This is a genomic window from Glaciihabitans sp. GrIS 2.15, from assembly GCF_035984695.1.
Classification (GTDB): domain Bacteria; phylum Actinomycetota; class Actinomycetes; order Actinomycetales; family Microbacteriaceae; genus Lacisediminihabitans.
The window spans coordinates 107987-126737 of the sequence record NZ_JAXCHU010000003.1; the positions used below are offsets into that span (position 1 = coordinate 107987).

Annotated in this window: 17 protein-coding genes and 2 riboswitches; of the genes, 3 read left to right on the plus strand and 14 right to left on the minus strand. The window is 63.6% G+C overall.

Annotated elements, in window-relative coordinates:
* Positions 1–57: 57 nt before the first annotated feature.
* Complete coding sequence (locus RCH11_RS05145; protein WP_327055923.1) at positions 58–438, plus strand: hypothetical protein; 381 nt, start codon at positions 58–60, stop codon at positions 436–438.
* A gap of 179 nt (positions 439–617) precedes the next feature.
* On the opposite strand, the gene RCH11_RS18160 is transcribed toward RCH11_RS05145, so the two are convergent.
* The 8 genes from RCH11_RS18160 to RCH11_RS05180 all read right to left on the minus strand — a co-directional run bounded on the left by RCH11_RS18160 (position 618) and on the right by RCH11_RS05180 (position 7910).
* Positions 618–911: an ABC transporter ATP-binding protein gene (locus RCH11_RS18160; protein ID WP_442789005.1), complete on the minus strand. Its 294-nt coding sequence runs from the start codon at positions 909–911 to the stop codon at positions 618–620.
* A gap of 83 nt (positions 912–994) precedes the next feature.
* Positions 995–1168, minus strand: a complete 174-nt coding sequence (locus RCH11_RS05150; RefSeq protein ID WP_327055924.1) for a hypothetical protein — start codon at positions 1166–1168, stop codon at positions 995–997.
* A gap of 168 nt (positions 1169–1336) precedes the next feature.
* The gene (locus RCH11_RS05155) at positions 1337–1894 is read right to left on the minus strand and encodes a hypothetical protein (protein ID WP_327055925.1); all 558 of its coding nucleotides are present in this window, start codon (positions 1892–1894) and stop codon (positions 1337–1339) included.
* Positions 1895–1898: 4 nt separating this feature from the next.
* Positions 1899–2885: an ABC transporter ATP-binding protein gene (locus RCH11_RS05160; RefSeq protein ID WP_327055926.1), complete on the minus strand. Its 987-nt coding sequence runs from the start codon at positions 2883–2885 to the stop codon at positions 1899–1901.
* Positions 2885–3916: an ABC transporter ATP-binding protein gene (locus RCH11_RS05165; RefSeq protein ID WP_327055927.1), complete on the minus strand. Its 1032-nt coding sequence runs from the start codon at positions 3914–3916 to the stop codon at positions 2885–2887. Before RCH11_RS05165 ends, RCH11_RS05160 begins: the two co-directional genes overlap by 1 nt.
* Positions 3917–3929: 13 nt before the next feature.
* The gene (locus tag RCH11_RS05170) at positions 3930–4955 is read right to left on the minus strand and encodes an ABC transporter permease (RefSeq protein ID WP_327055928.1); all 1026 of its coding nucleotides are present in this window, start codon (positions 4953–4955) and stop codon (positions 3930–3932) included.
* Positions 4956–5032: 77 nt separating this feature from the next.
* The gene (locus tag RCH11_RS05175) at positions 5033–6793 is read right to left on the minus strand and encodes an ABC transporter substrate-binding protein (RefSeq protein ID WP_327055929.1); all 1761 of its coding nucleotides are present in this window, start codon (positions 6791–6793) and stop codon (positions 5033–5035) included.
* A gap of 88 nt (positions 6794–6881) precedes the next feature.
* Entirely contained in the window at positions 6882–7910 is a 1029-nt protein-coding gene (locus tag RCH11_RS05180) for an ABC transporter permease (protein ID WP_327055930.1), read from the minus strand.
* Between the two features lie 301 nt (positions 7911–8211).
* On the opposite strand from RCH11_RS05180, the gene RCH11_RS05185 reads away from it, so the two are divergent.
* Complete coding sequence (locus RCH11_RS05185; protein ID WP_442789011.1) at positions 8212–9012, plus strand: CPBP family intramembrane glutamic endopeptidase; 801 nt, start codon at positions 8212–8214, stop codon at positions 9010–9012.
* Between the two features lie 230 nt (positions 9013–9242).
* On the opposite strand, the gene gcvP is transcribed toward RCH11_RS05185, so the two are convergent.
* The 5 genes from gcvP to RCH11_RS05210 form a co-directional block, all read right to left on the minus strand.
* The gene (gcvP, locus tag RCH11_RS05190; protein ID WP_442789012.1) at positions 9243–12044 is read right to left on the minus strand and encodes an aminomethyl-transferring glycine dehydrogenase; all 2802 of its coding nucleotides are present in this window, start codon (positions 12042–12044) and stop codon (positions 9243–9245) included.
* Between the two features lie 107 nt (positions 12045–12151).
* On the minus strand, positions 12152–12538 hold the full coding sequence (gene gcvH / locus RCH11_RS05195) for a glycine cleavage system protein GcvH (protein ID WP_327055932.1): 387 nt from the start codon (positions 12536–12538) through the stop codon (positions 12152–12154).
* A gap of 2 nt (positions 12539–12540) precedes the next feature.
* Positions 12541–13662 carry a glycine cleavage system aminomethyltransferase GcvT gene (gene gcvT / locus RCH11_RS05200; RefSeq protein WP_327055933.1) on the minus strand — a complete coding sequence of 374 codons (1122 nt, stop codon included), beginning with the start codon at positions 13660–13662 and terminating at the stop codon, positions 12541–12543.
* 36 nt (positions 13663–13698) lie between these two features.
* Positions 13699–13796, minus strand: a riboswitch (glycine riboswitch).
* 1 nt (position 13797) lies between these two features.
* Positions 13798–13888: riboswitch (glycine riboswitch) on the minus strand.
* A 293-nt stretch (positions 13889–14181) separates the two neighbouring features.
* Complete coding sequence (locus RCH11_RS05205; protein ID WP_327055934.1) at positions 14182–15192, minus strand: aldo/keto reductase family protein; 1011 nt, start codon at positions 15190–15192, stop codon at positions 14182–14184.
* A gap of 36 nt (positions 15193–15228) precedes the next feature.
* Positions 15229–15846: an LON peptidase substrate-binding domain-containing protein gene (locus RCH11_RS05210; RefSeq protein WP_327055935.1), complete on the minus strand. Its 618-nt coding sequence runs from the start codon at positions 15844–15846 to the stop codon at positions 15229–15231.
* 153 nt (positions 15847–15999) lie between these two features.
* On the opposite strand from RCH11_RS05210, the gene RCH11_RS05215 reads away from it, so the two are divergent.
* Positions 16000–16722, plus strand: coding sequence for a J domain-containing protein (locus tag RCH11_RS05215; RefSeq protein WP_327055936.1), 723 nt, complete (start codon positions 16000–16002; stop codon positions 16720–16722).
* Between the two features lie 61 nt (positions 16723–16783).
* Here the strand turns inward: RCH11_RS05215 and RCH11_RS05220 are convergent, their stop codons facing one another.
* Entirely contained in the window at positions 16784–18706 is a 1923-nt protein-coding gene (locus RCH11_RS05220; protein ID WP_327055937.1) for an adenylyl cyclase, read from the minus strand.
* Positions 18707–18751 lie beyond the last annotated feature (45 nt).

Here is an 18751-nt window from a genome sequence, read left to right on the forward strand (position 1 = left end):
GTCGCAGACATTCCACAGCAGGTTCGGCGAGAGCGATGACGGCGAGGCTCCCGTCACGTGGTTGTTGAGTGCGGTGACCGCCGGAAACTGGCAGAGCGGAACCCCGTAGCCATCCGCCCAGACCACCGCGTCGATTTTCTGCAGGATGCCGAGCTGCTGACCGCGAGCGGCGCCGAGGTCTTGATCGTCGTGTATCCGGCGACGAGACGCGGATTGGACGGATCAAACAGGGCGCAGACCCCCGGGTTCACCGCCCCCACCCGGGCGAGCATCACCTTCGCCTCCTCGATGTTCACGACGGCGTATGCGCTCGAGCCGTTCCTTCCCACGGATGTCGCGTGGTCGGTCTTCCTGGGAAAGAAGACCTGCGAATCGACCGGCGAACTGCAGGGGCACGATCAGCTCATCGAGGATCTTCTGCGGCACCGTTTTCAGTAGCGCCGTCAGGCCGGCTCGCGAAGCCGCGAAGTGACAATTGACCTGGCGTCCGGGCGACTTCTCCTCCAATGCCGGCGCGTCGGTGCGGCAGCGGGTGTGAAAAACACAGCCCGATGGCGGATTACTCGGGCTCGGTAGGCCCAGTGGGAAGAATGCGGTCCCGCCGCTCCGATGGGACTTCATTTCCCGCGGCTTGAGGCCGGCGCTATCCCGCCCCTTGAAGCTGATCTCACCAGACCTGGGTTCGAGTAGCTCGCTGACAACACGACCGGTGCTGGATCTACCGCATCCGTCGTCCGCTTTGATCGACTCACCACGGCGGCCGAAAAGCCCGCTGTCCCCACCCGGGAAATACTTCGAGACCCCGGGCACCGGATGTTGAAGACGCAGCCCGTCGGGACGTTGATCAGCGACGGCAGCTGACCGGGTATCGGCGTGAGCCTGGTCTGACTGTCCCGGTCCATTCTCGGCATGGAGCGGAGCAGTCACCAGGTGTAGGGCATTTCCGGCGCATAAAAAACTCATCGACAGGCTCATCCTCCACGCACTGCCCGCCCTACGTGATCCGTGCCGTGTCGCAGGTCTCCGCACCAACAGCGAGATCTTGCGTGACCGAAATCACGGCGGAGTGCAGTTCCTTGATCAGCTCGAGAATCTGAGCCTGCACGGTCACATCGAGCGCGGTCATCGGCACGTCGGCAACGAGCAGCCGCGGCTTACCAATGAGCACTCTTGTCGAGCATCCGGATCGCTTCGACTCGCGCGTCGCGCTTCAAAACCCTGTTGTGAACCAGGTAGAGACCCCGCTGATCTGCGCACCGATCGAGTAGAACGGGTGCAGTGACGGTAGCGGATCCTGGAAAATGATTCCCAACTCGCTGCCGAGAAGACCGCGCATCTAAAGACCGAGGGCGACCTCGATAATGAGACCGATCACCAGTACTGCTCCGATCGACAGTGGCACCACTTCCCACCTCGATACGACGGGGTCGGAACTCGGAGTCGCCGAGCGTCGGACTCCGTCGAGCAGATCCGCATCCCGGTTGAGGTCGAAAGCTGGGCGGGTGCGCCGATCGATGGTGCTCGCGATGTTGCCGGCTTGACGCGGAGCGGGCACGCCGTAGGCGACGACCGGCTTGCTGGCGTCCAGTTCGAAGATCATGCCGATCCCCTGCCGCACGTTGGTGACATGCCCCCATGGGAGCACGTGCCGACGCCCGATGTTGACTACGACGACGCGGGCGTCGTCGTAGTGCACCGCCGGACGATAGAGGGCAATCCAGAGCACCCACGCAAGCACTAGCGAAGGACCGAGGGTGAAGCTGAGGACGCTCCAGTCCCGATTCACGACCGGACTCCCGACGATGACGACGAGCGCCGCGATACCCACCCAGAAGGTGATGACGGCCGATGCCGCCCTAAAGGTGTAGCGAGGAGCTGAGGCCGGACGCGCCACTGGTTTATTGCTCGGGAAAATGGCAGGCAGCCTCGTCTGCGCCCGCGCCCACCCTCCGCAGGAGCGGCTCCTCGGTCGCACAAATATCTTGCGCCTTCCAGCACCGGGTGCGGAAGCGGCACCCGGACGGCGGATTGATCGGCGATGGAACGTCTCCCGAAAGACGGATACGCTCCCGACGGCCGCCTAGTATCGCCTGCTCGATATTCGGCACCGCCGAGAGAAGCGCCTTCGTATACGGGTGCTTCGGGTGCTCATAGAGTTCCTCACGCGGCGCCTTCTCGACGATCTTGCCGAGGTACATGACCGCGATCTCGGGGCAGAAATGCCGCACGATCGAGAGGTCATGTGCAATGAAGAGGAACGCAATGTTGAACTCGCGCTGCAGATCCTGCATGAGGTTGATGACCTGCGCCTGAATCGACACATCGAGCGCGGAGACCGGCTCGTCCGCCACCAGGAGCTTGGGCTGAAGGGTGAGAGCCCGCGCGATACCGATACGCTGACGCTGACCGCCCGAGAACTCGTGTGGGTACCGGTTGTAGTGCTCGGGATTGAGCCCAACGACCTCGAGCAGCTCCTGAACATGCGACAGGCGCTTGTTCGAAGGCACCAGCTTGTGAATCACCAGAGGTGCCCCCACAATCTCTCCGACCGTCTGGCGAGGATTGAGCGAGGTGTACGGGTCCTGGAAGATCATTTGGATTTCGCGGCGCAGCGGCCTGAGCACGCGCGGTCCCGCTTGAGCGATGTCCCGACCTTCGAAAAGGATCTGCCCGCTCGTGGGCTTCTGAAGCCGAGTGATGAGGCGACCAGTTGTTGTCTTACCGCATCCGGATTCACCCACCAGGCCGAGAGATTGCCCGGCTGCGACCGTGAACGAGACGCCGTCGACCGCTTTCACATGGCCGACGGTGCGCGAGATCACGCTCCGGGATTTGACAGGAAAGTGCATGACGAGGTCCTTGACCTCGAGGAGGGGAGTTGCCATCAGTTGGCTCCAGTTTCGACGACGGCGAGCTGGGTATCGTAAACGGACAATTCTTCCTTCAAGTGGCACCGCTTGAGATGCCCGTAGGACGCGGGGGCGAGCTCCGGCAGCTCGGTCGCGCATCGGTTATCCGCCACGAACTTCGAGTACTCGCAGCGTGCGTAAAACGGACAGCCCGCGGGCTGGTTGAGCAAGCTCGGCGGGTTGCCGGGGATCGGCCGCAGGGGCAGGTCAACCGAGCGACTGACATCTGGGATCGACTGGATGAGACCCCAGGTGTACGGCATCGCGGGCTGACTCAACAGTGCGCGAGCCGAGCCGTATTCGACTGCACGACCCGCGTACATCACGAGCACATCGTCTGCAATTTCGGCGATTACGCCAAGGTCGTGCGTGATCATGATCAGCGCAGTGTCGAACTCTTTCTGCAGGTCCTGCAGCAAATCGAGAATCTGCGCCTGGACCGTGACGTCCAGCGCGGTGGTCGGCTCATCCGCGATTAGCAGCACCGGGTCGTTGATCAGCGCCATTGCAATCATCACGCGCTGGCGCATGCCGCCCGAGAACTGGTGAGGGTAATCGTCGACACGACGATCCGGCTGCGGGATTCCCACGCGGGCCAGCATCTCAATCGTCCGCGCCCGCGCCGCACGTTTCGAAACACGGTTGTGCGCGAGGTGCGCCTCGGAGATTTGATCACCGACGCGGTAATAGGGGTGCAGGGCGGACAGCGGATCCTGGAAGATCATGGCGACTTCTTTGCCGCGACGCTCCCGCATCTCGTCATCGCTGAGGGCGAGGAGATTCGTGCCACCGAACCAGATCCCGCCGCTGACGTGCGCGTTCGTGTTGCGATGCAGACCGAGGATGGCGGAGGACGATACGGACTTGCCCGAACCGGATTCGCCCACGATGCCCAGCGTTTGGCCGCGCTCGAGCGTGTACGACAGGTCGTCCGTGGCACGAACGATTCCGTCGGACGTCGGAAAATTGACCGAGAGGTTCTCGACGGACAGGAATGCTCTGCTCATAATTATTTCTGCCCTAACTGAGGCGAACGCGCGGGTCGACGAAGGCGTAGAGGATGTCGACGATAATGTTCGCCGCGAGCACAGCCGCACCCGCCACGATGACAAGACCGATCAGGATGGGAAGGTCCGAGTTCCGGTTTGAGATGACGGCGAGCAAGCCGAGCCCTTGGTAGCTGAACACAGCCTCGGTGATGACCGCGCCAGCCAAGAGGGCCGCAAAGTCGAGTCCCGCCATCGACAAGAGCGGCGTGAGCGCGGCGCGTAACCCGTGTTTGAAGAGCACTACTCGCTCGGTCAAGCCCTTCGCCCGCGCGGTACGGATGTAGTCCTCGGAGAGCGACTCGAGCACGAAGGCTCGGGTGATCCGCACGTACGCAGCCATGTAGAAGAGGGCGAGCGTCATCGCTGGCAGAGTCAAACCGATCAGCCAGTTAAACACACCGCCGTCGGCGATCGAGACGTAGCGAGGATACGGGAAGAGCTTCCAGCGAATTGCGATGAACTGAAGCAAGAAGGTGCCGACAAAGAACGTTGGTAACGCGTACACCACCAAGGTCACTCCAACGATGACGCGGTCCAGCCATTTGCCCTTGAACACCGCCGCGATCACGCCGAAGAGCACCCCGAAGACAATCCAGATAATGAATGCATAGACGGCGATGGATATCGTGACCGGAGCGTACTTCGCGATCGCATCATTTACCGTGATGGCGCTGCGCAGTGAGTAGCCGAGACATGGTGCGTCGCAGTGAATGACGAGGCTGGGATTCGACTTCTGAAGCGCTTCGCGGTACTTATCATCCACGGGATAATCACGGCCGACCGCAAGGCCCTTGACGAATTGCCCGAACTGATAGGTGATCGGCTTGTCGTAGCCGTAGACCTGGGTGATATTGGCGAGCTTCTGTGGGGTGCAGTATTTGCCGCACACATCGCGAGCCGGGTTACCTGCAGCGAAAAACAGTACGAATACCACGAGGACCATCGCCAACAGGAGGACGATGCCGACGAGGATACGGCGGATGGCGAAAGCGATCACGTGGAAGTTTGCTTTTCTGTGTCGGGGAATAGGGTGGGCGCACCGTGGCGCGCCCACCCCGTTTCAGATGCTGCTACTTATTTCTTGACGTACATTCCGCCGAGGTCGGGGTAGTAGCTGGATGCGACGTCCGGAAGGAACCCGCCCACCTTCGACCCGTAGATGAAGTAGTTGTTCTGGTTTGCCAGGGGCACGAACGCCCCGTCTGCGGCTGCCGCCTCGTTGGCCTCGTTGAGCAACTTCTGCTGCTTGGTCGGGTCGGTGGCGTTATTCGCCTGCTTGATTAGGCCGTCCACTTTCGAGTTGCCGTAGAACCCGTAGTTGAAGCCGACGCCGAACGTGGCGCCCTTCGGGTTCGACTGCACGATCGGCGGAATGACCGCGAACAGCGAAGGCCAGTCAGCGGCCCATCCGGCGAAGAACGCATCGATTGGCTTCGGATCGGTTCCCACCTGGACGTAGTAGCCGGGCTTGGCGTCCTTCGCTATCGGAACCAGCGTCACCTTGAAACCGGCCTTCTCCCAGCCCTGCTGGAGAACAGCGGCGACCTGTTCGGCGACCGTCGAGGTGTCAGGGAAGGCGTAGCGGATTTCGGGTGTCTTCCCCGCGAGCAGCTTCTTGGCCTTGCTGATGTCCCCGCTCGGATTGATCTTGTTCAGCGCGGTCTCCTGGAACCCAGGGATCGCCGAGGAGACGGTGGTTCCGTTCGCAGTTCCCCACTTGGAACCACCCGACGCCTTGACCACTCCGGCTTTATCCGTCGCCGCAATGAGCGCGTTTCGCACGTCGGGGTCCGTGATCGTCTTCGAGTTGATTTCGAGGAAGCGGGTGTACGGCGAGGTGCTGGTCTTGACCCGGCTGGAGAGATCCGGGGTGATCTGGGAGTACTTGTCCGACGGGATATTCAGCGGCGAGTAGGCCGCCTGGTCGGTTCCCGAGTCTGCAATGAGACGCTCCGTGATCGTCTCGGGACTGTCCACGAACTCCAACTTGACGATGTCCGGGAGTGCCTTGCGCACGTCCGTGCTGTCGGTCGATGCGCTGTACGCCGAGTTGCGCTCAAAGGAGCCACCAGCGTTCTGGTCGAAGGTCGACCCACTCAGCTTGTAAGGACCGTTCGAGTTGATGGTGAACAGGTTAGCAGTGCCCTTTTCGAACGACTTCTCGTACGGGTCCGTGGAGAACAGCGCTGCAGCGGCCGTCGGGAAGTCAGCCCAGGCATTCTGGAAGTGGTACGTGATCGTGTTACCCGAGCAGGAAGCTGCCTTCTCGAAGTGCGCCTGCGATTCGGCCTTGCCCGTCAGCGGCCCGGTGTACTCGGTCGCCAGCTTATAGCTCGGGTCGGAGGGATCGATCAGGTTGTAGCTGCCGTCACCGAAGTAGGTCAGGCCGACGCCACCACCGGCCGCGACCAACGATGCGTCGTAGGAGCGAGACAGGCCGTACTGCAGGTCGGCACATGTGATCTCCTTGCCGTCCTGCCACTTGAGACCCTTCTTGAGCGTGAAGCTCCAAGTCTTGCCCTGGTCTTTCGTGGTTCCCGTGTCGGTGGCCAGGTCCGGTACGACCTTCGGGTTCTTTTCCGCGGTGATCGGTAGCGCGGTCAGGCCTCGATACACGAGGCGTCGGAAGTTCGCAATCTCCACGCCAAGGTAGACACCCACGGGGTCGGTACCGGAGTACTCGCCAGTGACGTCAAGCGAGGTGAGCGTTCCCCCCTTCTGGCCCGATGAGGTTTTGGCCGGAGCGGCTCCGCCGCTCGAACATGCAGCGAGTGAAACAGCGACGACCCCAGTGAGGGCAACCGCTCCGGCTCGCAACAACAACTTCTCCATCATTGTGAGATTCTCCTTGGTGTTGGGTGTGACGTGCTGTGCGCGCGTCCGAACCGCGACGGTGCGTCGCGGAGGCTGAGGGCGATACCGCTCACCGTTGGGTCCGGGGATCGAGCGCGTCCCGGAGGCCATCGCCGAGCAGGTTGAACGAGACGACGACGAGCACGAGCAAAAACGCGGGTGCAATGAAGTAGAGGAAGTCGCTCGAACCGTACTGAATTGACGCCGAGAGGATGTTGCCAAGCGTCGGGGTCGGCACTTTGACCGAGATACCGAGATACGACAGGGCTGCTTCGGCGGAAACGTAGGCCGGAAGGATCAACGTGAACTGAACCAGGATTGGCGCCCAGAGGTTGGGCAGCACCTCCTTGAAGTACAAGCGGCCGTTACCCGCCCCGATCAGGCGCGCAGCATCGATGAACTCGCGCTCGCGCAGGCTCAGGACCTGGCCTCGGATGATGCGCGTCACGGACGGCCACCCGAAGATGCCGAGGACGAAAATCACGTAGGTCGCCTGTGCAGTGGTCCCTGACGGAATGCGCAGCGTGCCCGTCAACCAGGTCACCACCAACCCAGACAGCGCCAGGAGCATCAGGGTCTGCGGAAAGCACAGCACGAGGTCGACCAGCCGACCGATGAGTGTGTCGGCCCAGCGACGGCTCATTCCCGCGATGATTCCGAGCACTACCCCCACTACGACCGCGAAGACAGCGGCGGATGCCGAAATGAACAGGGAAAGACTCAGACCGAGCCAGATCCGGCTCAGGGTGTCGCGACCGATGCCGGGCTCGACGCCGAGAGGATGTGCGGCACTGATCCCGCCGAAACTGCCGATCGGCAATCCGTTGCTGTCGATGAGATTTTGGTGGGTGAGGTAGGGATCAAGCACACCGGCAGCGACGAGCACCGGAGCCAGGAGCGCGAGCACTACGTAGATCGCGACGATGACAGCGGCGGCCAGCGTCTTGCGATCTGAACGGAAGCGTCTCCAGGCGAGCTGAGCAGGGGTCCGGCTGGTAATACCGACGGCCACTGCAACGCCATCGTGAGCCGGAGTAGCGAACGTAGTCTGGTTCGCCGTCACTTCAGCTTGGAATTCCCCCGGAGGTAATGTCGACATGTCAGACCTTTATCAAGAGCCCGCGCGGGGCAGATTCGTGGTGGCCACTGCGAGCACAGATTTCCTCCCGGGATAGGCGAATGTGATCCTTGCAACGCTCGCAGTATCCCCGACTCTAATCAGCAGGGGCGCAACTCACAAAACCGAGAGCGGAATTGTTACATGGCGGCAAGGATGTTTGAGGAATCTTGCGTCGATGAGTCCACCGTGCATGATTCACGCGCAGATCTATGGTTTGCTGCGCGGATTGCTGAGTCTCAGATGAAATTCTCCTGAACCCACGTAGCATCTCCACGTGGGTCTGCCGGGTGTGTCGAGTCCCTCCGACGAGTTCGCGCCTCCATTGCGGGGGCGGCTCTGGTCGGAGATCGTCATCGTGCTCGCCCTCGGGCTCGGGCAGTCCGCGATCTACGCCATCGTCTCGCTCATCGACAGCGTGACCCGCAGCACTCCGCTCTCCGCCCAGACCACCACGCTGAACCCGACCCTCAACAATCGCGAGCTCTTCGACCTCATCTATCAACTGCTTGGTCTGGTCTTCGCCCTGGCACCAGTGGTGCTCGTGTGCTTCTTGCTCTGGAACCGCACGGCACCGCATCTCACACGACTCGGCATCGACAGTCGGCACCCCCTCGGAGACACCTGGCGCGGACTGGTGCTCGCTCTGGCGATTGGCATCCCCGGGATCGCCCTCTATCTGGGCGGCCGAGCCCTGGGAATCGGGCTTACGGTGGAGGCGGCCGGCCTGGCCGCGCACTGGTGGACTGTCCCCGTGCTGCTCTTGTCTGCGTTGCGCGCCGGACTCCAGGAGGAGGTCGTCATCCTGGGCTACCTATTCGAGCGGCTGGGGCAGCTCGGCTGGGGACGATGGCGGATCATCGTGTCGGCGGCGATCCTGCGCGGCAGTTATCACCTCTACCAGGGCTTCGGTGCCTTCGTCGGCAACTTCCTGATGGGATTGCTGTTCGGCTACCTCTACACGCGCACCAGACGGGTCCTTCCGTTCGTGATCGCGCACTTCGTCATCGATGCGGCGATCTTCGTCGGCTTTTCCTGGGCCGTGGCGACGTTTCCGGGCGTATTTGGGGCGGTATCCCGTTAGCGCCCCGGAGTGAGAAGTCGGCAAACGAGCAGTTCTCGCGCTAGATCGAGTCGGATGGGATGATCCTGATGGAGCCTTGCTAATCGGTGATCGCGCAGCAATTCGGCTACCGGGACGTCGGCGGCACTACCTAAGGTGTCGCGTTCGGCAGCATCCTGCGATGCTCGGTCTGCATCATCGACGTCAACAGCTGTTGCGACGAAACGGAGGCGGCGATCAGCTCCGCAGGCTCAGTCGGCGAAGGCTTCCGGCGGCGGGCACGCGCACACGAGGTTGCGGTCACCGTACGCGTTATCGACGCGGCGCACCGGGGGCCAGTACTTGGAGCGGATGAGGCTGCGCACCGGGTAGACGGCCTGCTCCCGCGTGTACGGGTGCGACCACTCGCCCTCGATCACGGACTGTGCCGTGTGCGGGGCATTGTGGAGCGGGTTGTCGGCGAGCGGCCAGATGCCGGCCGCCACGGCATCCGCCTCGGCCCTGATCGCGATCATGGCGTCGATAAAGCGATCAATCTCGGCGAGGTCCTCACTCTCGGTCGGCTCGACCATGAGGGTGCCCGCGACCGGGAACGACATCGTCGGCGCGTGGAAGCCGAAGTCGATGAGGCGTTTGGCCACGTCATCCACGGTGACACCCGTGGCCTCGGTGAGGGGGCGAAGGTCGAGGACGCACTCGTGCGCGACGAGGCCGTTATCCCCCGCGTACAGCACGGGGAAGTGGTCGCGCAGCCGCAGAGCCACATAGTTGGCGGCGAGAACCGCCGCCCCTGTGGCCTGCTTGAGGCCATCGGCGCCCATCATGCGCACGTAGGCCCAGCTGATCGGCAGGATGCTCGGAGAGCCATACGGAGCAGCGGAGACGGGAGGGCCGCTGTGCAGTGCGCGCTGTGCCATCGGATGCCCGGGGAGGAAGGGGGCGAGGTGCGACTTCGCCGCGACGGGACCGACACCGGGCCCCCCGCCACCGTGAGGGATGCAGAAGGTCTTGTGCAGGTTGAGGTGAGAGACATCGCCGCCGAAGTCGCCGTAGCGGGCGAATCCCAGCACGGCATTGAGGTTCGCACCGTCGACGTAGACCTGGCCGCCCGCGTCATGCACGGCCTTGCAGATGGTGCCGACCTCGTGCTCGTACACGCCGTGCGTCGAGGGGTAGGTGATCATCAGCGCGGCCAGGGAATCCGCATGCTCGGCGATCTTGGATCGGAGGTCATCGACATCCACATTGCCAAGTTCGTCACAGGCCACCACGACGACACGCATGCCGGCAAGCACTGCGGAGGCGGCATTCGTGCCATGGGCGCTCTGCGGGATCAGACACACAGTGCGATCACCGTCGCCGCGGGATCGGTGATAGCCACGGATGGCGAGAAGCCCGGCGAGCTCGCCCTGGCTGCCCGCATTGGGCTGAAGGGACACCGAGTCGTAGCCGGTCACGTCGGCGAGCCAGCGCTGCAACTGCACTATCAGCTGCAGGTAGCCCTCGACATCCGACTCCGGCGCGAAGGGGTGCAGTCCGGCGAACTCCGGCCAGGTGACGGCCTCCATCTCGGTGGCCGAGTTGAGCTTCATCGTGCACGATCCGAGCGGGATCATACCGCGATCAAGCGCGTAGTCATAGTCGGCGAGGTGCTTGAGATAGCGCATCATCGACGTCTCGGAGCGGTGCGTGTTGAACACCGGATGGGCGAGATACTCGCTGGTGCGTAGCAGGTCCGACGGGATCCAGTCGAGCTCGTCCGGCACCGAGTCGTCGACGAGCTCCTCGCCGAGGATGCGCGCGATGGCGCGCACGTCATCGAGAGTCGTGGTCTCGTCTGCCGAGAGCTGCACATGATCGTCGTCGACGAGATGGATGAGATAGCCGGCCGCATGGGCCCGCTGCACCACTCGCGCGGCACTCGTCTTGGTGTGCAGTGTGATGGTGTCGAAGAAGTTGGCCGAGTCGACCGTGTGACCGGCCTCAGACGCGGCCCGGGCAAGCACGTGAGTCAGGCGTGTCACTCGGGTTGCGATCTGCTTGAGTCCCTGCGGGCCGTGGTAGACGGCATACATGGACGCCATGACGGCGAGCAGCACCTGGGCGGTGCAGATGTTCGACGTGGCCTTGTCGCGACGGATGTGCTGCTCGCGCACCTGGAGCGAGAGGCGGTAGGCGGCATGCCCGGCCGCGTCCTGCGAGACACCAACGAGGCGCCCGGGCAGTTGGCGTTCGAGGCCCGCGCGCACGGCCATGTAGCCCGCGTGCGGACCACCGAAGCCCATGGGCACGCCGAAGCGCTGGCTGGTGCCCACGGCGACATCCGCCCCCAGCTCGCCCGGCGAGGCGATGAGGGTGAGAGCAAGCAGATCGGCGGCGACGATGGCGAGGGCGCCCTTCGACTGCGCGGCGGCGATAACGGCGCTCGGATCCCAGACGTGGCCAGAGCGGGCCGGGTACTGCACGAAGATGCCGAAGGCGTCGGGGAGTTCGATCTCAGCGGAGTCGAGCTCCGCAAGATCGACGACGACAAGCTCGATGCCGACCGCCGCCGCGCGGTTCTCGAGCAGAGCGAGAGTCTGGGGCAGGGAATCCGAGTCGACGATGAAGGCGTTGCTGTCGAGCTTGGAAGCACGACGGGCCAACATCATTCCCTCGACGACGGCCGTACCCTCGTCGAGCATGGAGGCGTTCGCGGTCGCAAGTCCCGTGAGATCGGTGATCATGGTCTGAAAGTTGATGAGGGCTTCCAGGCGCCCCTGCGAGATCTCCGGCTGGTATGGCGTGTAGGCCGTGTACCAGCTCGGGTTCTCCAACACGTTGCGCTTGATCACCGCCGGGGTGATCGTGTCGTAGTAGCCGAGCCCGATCATCGAACGGTTGACCGTGTTCTTGCGCGCGAGTACCCGCAGTTCGGCGAGCGCCTCCCGCTCTGTGGCTGCAGGCGGCAGTACGGAGTCCGCCGCCGCACGAAACCCATCGACATGGATGGATGCCGGCACCGCCGCGCCGACGAGCGCATCGACACTTTCGTAGCCGAGCGCCCCGAGCATTGTGGCCTTGGCCTCAGAGTCTGTGCCGATGTGACGTTCGGCAAAGCCGCCCGTCGCGAGCAAGTCAGTGCTGAGAAGGCTGGTTCTTGGCTGGACGATCCCGGCCACTATTCGCCCACCAGCGTGGTGTACTCGTCGAAGCTCAACAGGTTTGGCAGCTCGGAGAAGCTCACTTTAATGAGCCACCCCTCGCCGAAGGGATCACTGTTGACGAGTTCCGGGCTCGCGACGACGGCGTCGTTCACCTCGGTGACGGTTCCATCGACGGGGGCAAACAGCTCCCCCACCGACTTGGTTGACTCGATCTCACCGACGACCTTGCCGCTTGCGACGGTGGCCCCCACCGTCGGCAGGTCGACGAAGACTACATCTCCGAGCTTCTCCGCCGCATAGGCGGTGATACCGACGGTGGCGATATCGCCCTGCACGTCAATCCACTCATGCTCGGCGGTGTACTTCAGGTTGGCCTGCTTGAGGGTGCTCTGGTCAGCCATGTCTAGTTGGCCTCTCTCTGATAGAAGGGAAGTGCAGTGACGGATGCCGGCACGCGGGTTCCGCGCACATCCAGGAACAGCGGGGTACCGAGCTCGCGCACCGCGGGATCGACGTAGGCCATCGCGATGGGATAGCCGAGCGTGGGGCTGAGCGCCCCGCTGGTGATTACCCCCACCTCGGTGCCGTCGGCATCGAGTACGAGATAGTCGGCTCGGCCGGCGCGCTTACCGTCGGCGCGGAGGCCGACGAGAACGCGCGCGCCCTCGGCTGGCCCGGTCTCGACGGCAGCGCGGCCCACAAAGTCACCGGTCTTCTTGAGACTGACGACGCGGCCGAGACCCGCCTGCACCGGAAAGGTGGTGAGGCCGAGTTCATGCCCGTAGAGCGGCATCCCGGCCTCGAGTCGCAGCGTGTCTCGGCTCGCGAGTCCCGCGGGCACCAGGCCACTGCCCGCGCCGGTCTCGGCGAGCGCTCGCCAGAGTGCGGGGGCAGCATCCGGAGCGATATAGAGCTCGAAGCCGTCTTCGCCGGTGTAGCCGGTGCGAGCGACGAGGATCTCATGCCCCTCGAACTGGCCCGGGGTGCACCAGTAGTACTTGAGGTCGACCAGACCGGGGACGACGATGCCGGGGACCTGGCTCAGGATCTCAAATGACTTGGGCCCCTGAATGGCTATGAGCGCGATATCGTCGCTCTCATCGAAAACCTCGCAGTCGAACGGCGCGGTGCGCTCGAGCAGCTCGGCTGCCACCGCCTCGCGATTCGACGCGTTAGCGACCACGATGAACCGATCTTCGCCGGTCCGGTAGACGACGAGGTCGTCGATGATGCCGCCTTCACGGCCGAGCAGCAGGCTGTATTTGGCCTGCCCCAGCGCGACGGCGGAGATCTTGCCGGCGAAGGCATAGTCGAGGGCATCCGCGCTCTCCGGCCCGATCACCACGATCTCGCCCATGTGGGAGAGGTCGAAGAGTCCGGCGGCAGTGCGCACGGCGTGGTGTTCGGCGAGGTCACTCGAATAGCGCACGGGCATCTGCCAGCCGGCGAAGTCGGTGAAGCTCGCTCCCGCATCCATGTGCACACGATGGAGCGGCGAGTATCGTTCTTCGGTCTTCTCAGTCACGGAGTTCTCCTGGCGCGCACGGGCTGCGGATGGAACTCCCCCTCTGTCATGAGCCTGAGAGTTTCACGCCGCAGCGCTTTCACCTTCGGCGGGACGGCGAACGCGAGCGTTCGGTCATCCACTTTCCAGAGTGGCCAGTTCGATGCGGTACGGAGACCTGAGAGATTGGCGGGGAGGCTTGCTCCTTCGGTGCCCGACGTGAATCGGGCTCTCCCGCATCGTGTGTGCGGCCCAGTTTTTGATTATGCATACAGCCTACCAAGGGAACCGTGGCGCGCGGGTAGAGCCCAGCACCAGACTTGACCACCTGAGACGCCACTCTTTTCAGTCACGGAGTCCGATCAGTCACGGAGTCCGATCAGTCACTGAGTCCGATAAGTCACTGAGTCCGAGCGCATAGATGATCGACGCGGTGACCGTGGGGATCAAGACCGCGCAGCCGAGCACAATCGCCGCGGACGCAACCCCGGTGTTGAGGCGACCGCCCCCAGTTTCGTGCAGGACAGGGCCGCAGGACGACTACGCCTCGCGCGACTTGGGGGAGCTCTCGAGCGTCTTCGCGGGGTCGCGCTCCACGATGTCACCGAGCGCCTCGTCGATACGGCCGAGCAGTTCAGCAGGGATGGTGACGCCTGATGCGACGACGTTCTCCTTGACCTGCTCGGGACGGGACGCGCCGATGATTGCCGAGGCAACGTTCTCGTTCTGAAGTACCCACGCCACGGCGAGCTGCGCGAGCGAGAGCGACAGCTCGTCGGCGATCGGCTTCAGCTTCTGCACCCGGGTGAGCACGTCATCCGTCATAAATCGCGAGATCATATTCGCGCCACCCTTCTCGTCGGTGGCCCGGCTTCCTGCGGGAAGGGCAGCCCCTGGTGCGTACTTTCCGGTGAGCACGCCCTGCGCGATCGGCGACCAGACGATCTGCGAGATACCGAGTTCCTTGGATGTCGGCACGACCTCCGCCTCGATCACCCTCCAGAGTTCCGAGTATTGGGGCTGGTTGGAGATGAGCTGGACACCCATCTCCTTGGCGAGTGCCGCTCCGTCCCGCAGCTGGTCTGCTGTCCACTCACTCACTCCGATGTACAGCGCCTTGCCCTGTCGCACGATGTCGGCGAAGGCTTGGAAGGTCTCTTCAAGCGGCGTCTCGTAGTCGAAGCGGTGCGCCTGGTACAGGTCGACATAGTCCGTCTGCAGCCGCTCGAGAGAGCCGTCGATCGACTCGAGGATGTGCTTGCGCGACAGCCCGACATCGTTGTGACCCTTCGGCCCGGTCGGACCGAAGACCTTGGTGAAAATCTCGACAGACTGCCGACGCTGGCCCTTCAGTGCCTCGCCGAGCACAGTCTCGGCAGCGGTGTTGGCGTAGACGTCCGCGGTGTCGAAGGTGGTGATCCCGGCATCGAGAGCGGCGCTAACGCAGGCCTTGGCGGTGTCATTCTCCACCTGTGAGCCGTGGGTGAGCCAGTTACCGTAGGTGATCTCCGAGATCTTGAGGCCTGAGTTTCCGAGGTATCTAAATTCCATGAAACCAAGCCTACGCTCGCAATTCGCGAGGCTCGGTCACTCCTCCGACCAGGGTGCGCCGAAAGACTCACCGGCCGAATCCATCATCTCGACGAGAGCGCTGAGCAGGGATTCCGTCGTCTCCGAGCGCAGCAGCGCGATCTGGTCCAGCGGTCCCACGGGAGCGATCGCGGCCAGTTGCCAGGCCGCAGCGACGGGATCGTCGGAGATCTCGACATCCGCCGACCACTGCTGGTCGCCTGACTCCGCCGCCACCCGCAGGGTGCGACGCACGGCTTCCTCGGCTTTCTCGCGAAGCGGAAGGAGGTCGTCCTTCCACTCGAGTTCGGGGAGATCGCGCACGCGGGCGACGGGATGGGGATCCTCTTCCAGCCACTCGAGTATCTCGATGCGTCGCTCGCCCTGGGCGACCAGGACCACGAAGTCCTCGTTGGCATCCAACTGCTGGATCTGCGCGACGGTGCCGATGGTGAAGCGCTTCTCGCCTCCGCCCACTTCCTGACCGCGTTCGATCAGCACGACCCCGAACTCGGAGGGCTCATCCGGGAGGATGCGCGAGAGCATCACCATGTACCGCTCTTCGAACACGCGCAGTGGCAGTGGCATGTGCGGGAAGAGGACGGAACCCAGGGGGAACATTGGAAAGTCGGTCACCCTTACAGGCAACCACGAAGGAATGCTCGCGGCTAGGGAGTAAGCCCTGTGAGTTCACCGACGAATGCCGATTTGTACCCGTTTCGCGCTAAACGGGGCACACCTGGAGCTGTCCCGCGTTCGGGGGGTTTTGATCCTCTAAGCTCAGGAGTAATGGACACCCCGACCCATTACGAATTGCTGTGTGTGACCCCCGAAGCCACGGCCGATGAGATTCGTAACGCCTACCGCCGACTCATCCGGCTCTACCATCCCGACGTCTCTGGGGCGGCCGGTGAAGCGATGACGCTTCGCCTCAACGATGCCAAGCGGGATCTGCTCGACCCGGAGTTGCGGGCGCGATACGACCGTGCGCTCCTCAACGCCGGGCTCGGAGTGCGCACCGGTGCGGCTCGCTCCCCCGCCGCCTCGAATCCCCCGGGACCCCGCATCCGTGACGACTGGCGCCCCACGCCTCGTACCAAGGATTCGACGGCATCCGCTGCCACGAACCGGTTGCGCTATCGGGCCTGGATGAGTGTCTCGACCATGTCGATTGCCGCGATCGTAACCATCACCGCGGTGGTCTTCGCCTGGAGCTACTCTGGCCCTCTCGGCCTCACCACTCCCCGCGTAGTTCCGCCGCTGGTGATCGCGGTGGGCTGGCTGGTCGGTGGGTTCAGTCGACCGTCGAAGTTCTTCATGGCGTTACTGGCCCTCGGCAGCGTGCTCTGGCCCCTCGTCGCGTTCGGCGTCTCACCGTTCTCGATGCTGTCCGATTCGGTTCCGCCGGTGATCCTTGCCGCGCTGACGATGCTCGGGATCGCCGTGCTCGCGCTGAGGATATCCGCTCCGCTGGCCACGCGACTCTCGCGCTACCGGACAGCTGCGGTCTAGCTGGTCTCTCCCTTGATCTCTGCCTTAGGGGTAGCGACCAAGGCCAGGAGTCCGGCGCAGATCAGAAGTTGACCACGAAACTCGGGATGCCGACAGCGGCCCCCGACACCGGATCACCGGTGTCGTTGACCACGTGATCGAGGGTTCCCGCGCCGAGCTGCACCGTGAGCAGGTCGTGCAGCTGCACGCCCGGCGTCACCGGCACTTCGAACCCGCGGGTCGCATGAATGGTGGGGTCGACGTTGGTGAAGATATAGCTTCCCCCGCCCCAGAGGGTGTGGGTCTTCACCGAGTCCGCGACCTTGTAGCCCGCCCAGCCGAGCACCCCGTCGTGCTGCCAGGCCGCCTGGTTCGGGGCGTCGTAGGGCAGCTCGTTCTGGAAGAAGACTGTGGTGCCGCGCTCACCGTTCCAGATCACGTTGTACTTCTGGAAGTGCTCGGAAAAGAGGCCGGTGGCGGTGACGTTGCGTCCGTTGACGACCACCCCGGTCTCCGAGGTGTTCGCCGTCCAACCGACTCCCTTACCGTGGTCGGCACGCCAGGCCCAGATGTTGTCGAGGAGCACGTTGTCGCTGTTGACCTGCAGTGCGACGGTGGCCTTTCCCGCGTGCGGTCCGCCGATGCGGAAGTAGACATCCTGGATGGCGGTCTGGTTGCGCGATTCACCCCGACGGAGGGTGTCCGACTGCGCGTCATGGTCGTGCCAGTGGCCGTCCCGCTTCGCGCCGATCTGCAGGAGCATCGGTGAGTTCACCGCGCCAGCGTCGATCATGAGGCCAGCGACATCCACTCCCGGCACATCGGCGACCGCAAGCGGCACCGCACCGTTCACCGCGGTGAGGGTGGCGACGCCGAGGCCGAGCACCACCGTGTCGGCTCGTTTGACCGAGATGGTGCGATCGACGTCATAGACACCGGGCGTGAACAGCAGGTTCCTGCCGCGGGCGAGCTGGTCATTGATCGTTCGCACCGAGACGCCCGGCTTGGCGACGAAGAAGTCCGAGAGCGGGATGGCGCGACCCGCTGTCGGCGCGGTTTGCCAGGTGGTTCCGACCGAGTCGGTTCGGCCATCTGGAACAAACACGCTGTAGCTGTTCGTGACGCTGTCGAAGAAGAGGTACGGCTTCTCCCGGCTCACGGCGGTGGTCGCGAGGGTCGTGTAAGTGGGGGTGGGGAACGACTGGGCCGGAGCCCCGGTTACGCCGGAGAACACCTGGTTCCACACCCCGTTAGACCAGGAGCCGATCGAGCTATTGCGCACGAGGAACTGCTGCTGCGAGCCATTAACGATCGCGCCGGCCTTCGAGTCGGCCATGAACCCGCCACTGGCGAACTGCGGTCCGGCGGTGCAGTAGTCCATGAACGTGAGGGTTCCGCCGGTGACGTTGACCCGACGCATCGGTGCCGCCTGCGACACGGCCCAGAACTCGCCGGAGGACCGGCAGGCCGTGCCGCCCGCTACGGCGATGGTGAGGTTGGAGACGGAGCGCCAGAAATTATCGAGCGCGCTGCAGTTGTCGGCGGTGAAGCACCGGTTATACACATCCACGTGCCCGTTGATGGTGACATCGCCCGGGGACACGCCGAGACCGGCAACCTCGGTGTAGTAGCCGACCTGGAAGACCAGTGGATTCGTCACAGTGCCGTAGACGCCGGGCTTGAACAGGATCGCGTAGCGGGCCGTACCCATCTCGTTGTCGACCTGCTGGGTGGCAATCGCATCGACCGCTGCCTGGATCTGGCTCTGCGGCATGGTGGGGTCGAAGATCTTCACGTTGGGTCCGAAGTCGACCGACGGGGATCCGCCCGACGGATGCCCCGGATCGGCGAAAGCCGCCGGAGCCAGCGTCGCGCCGGAGAGGGCGAGGGCTAGCGTGAGGAAAATCGTCGCAACGCCCCGGGTTGACCGGCGAATACTCCGGCGAATGCTCTGGCGAATGCCCTGGCGAATACTCTGGGGAATACTCTGGGGAAGGATGGCCATGATAAATCTCCTGCTCTCGACAGTGAGGCGGGCGTTCGGGAGCGC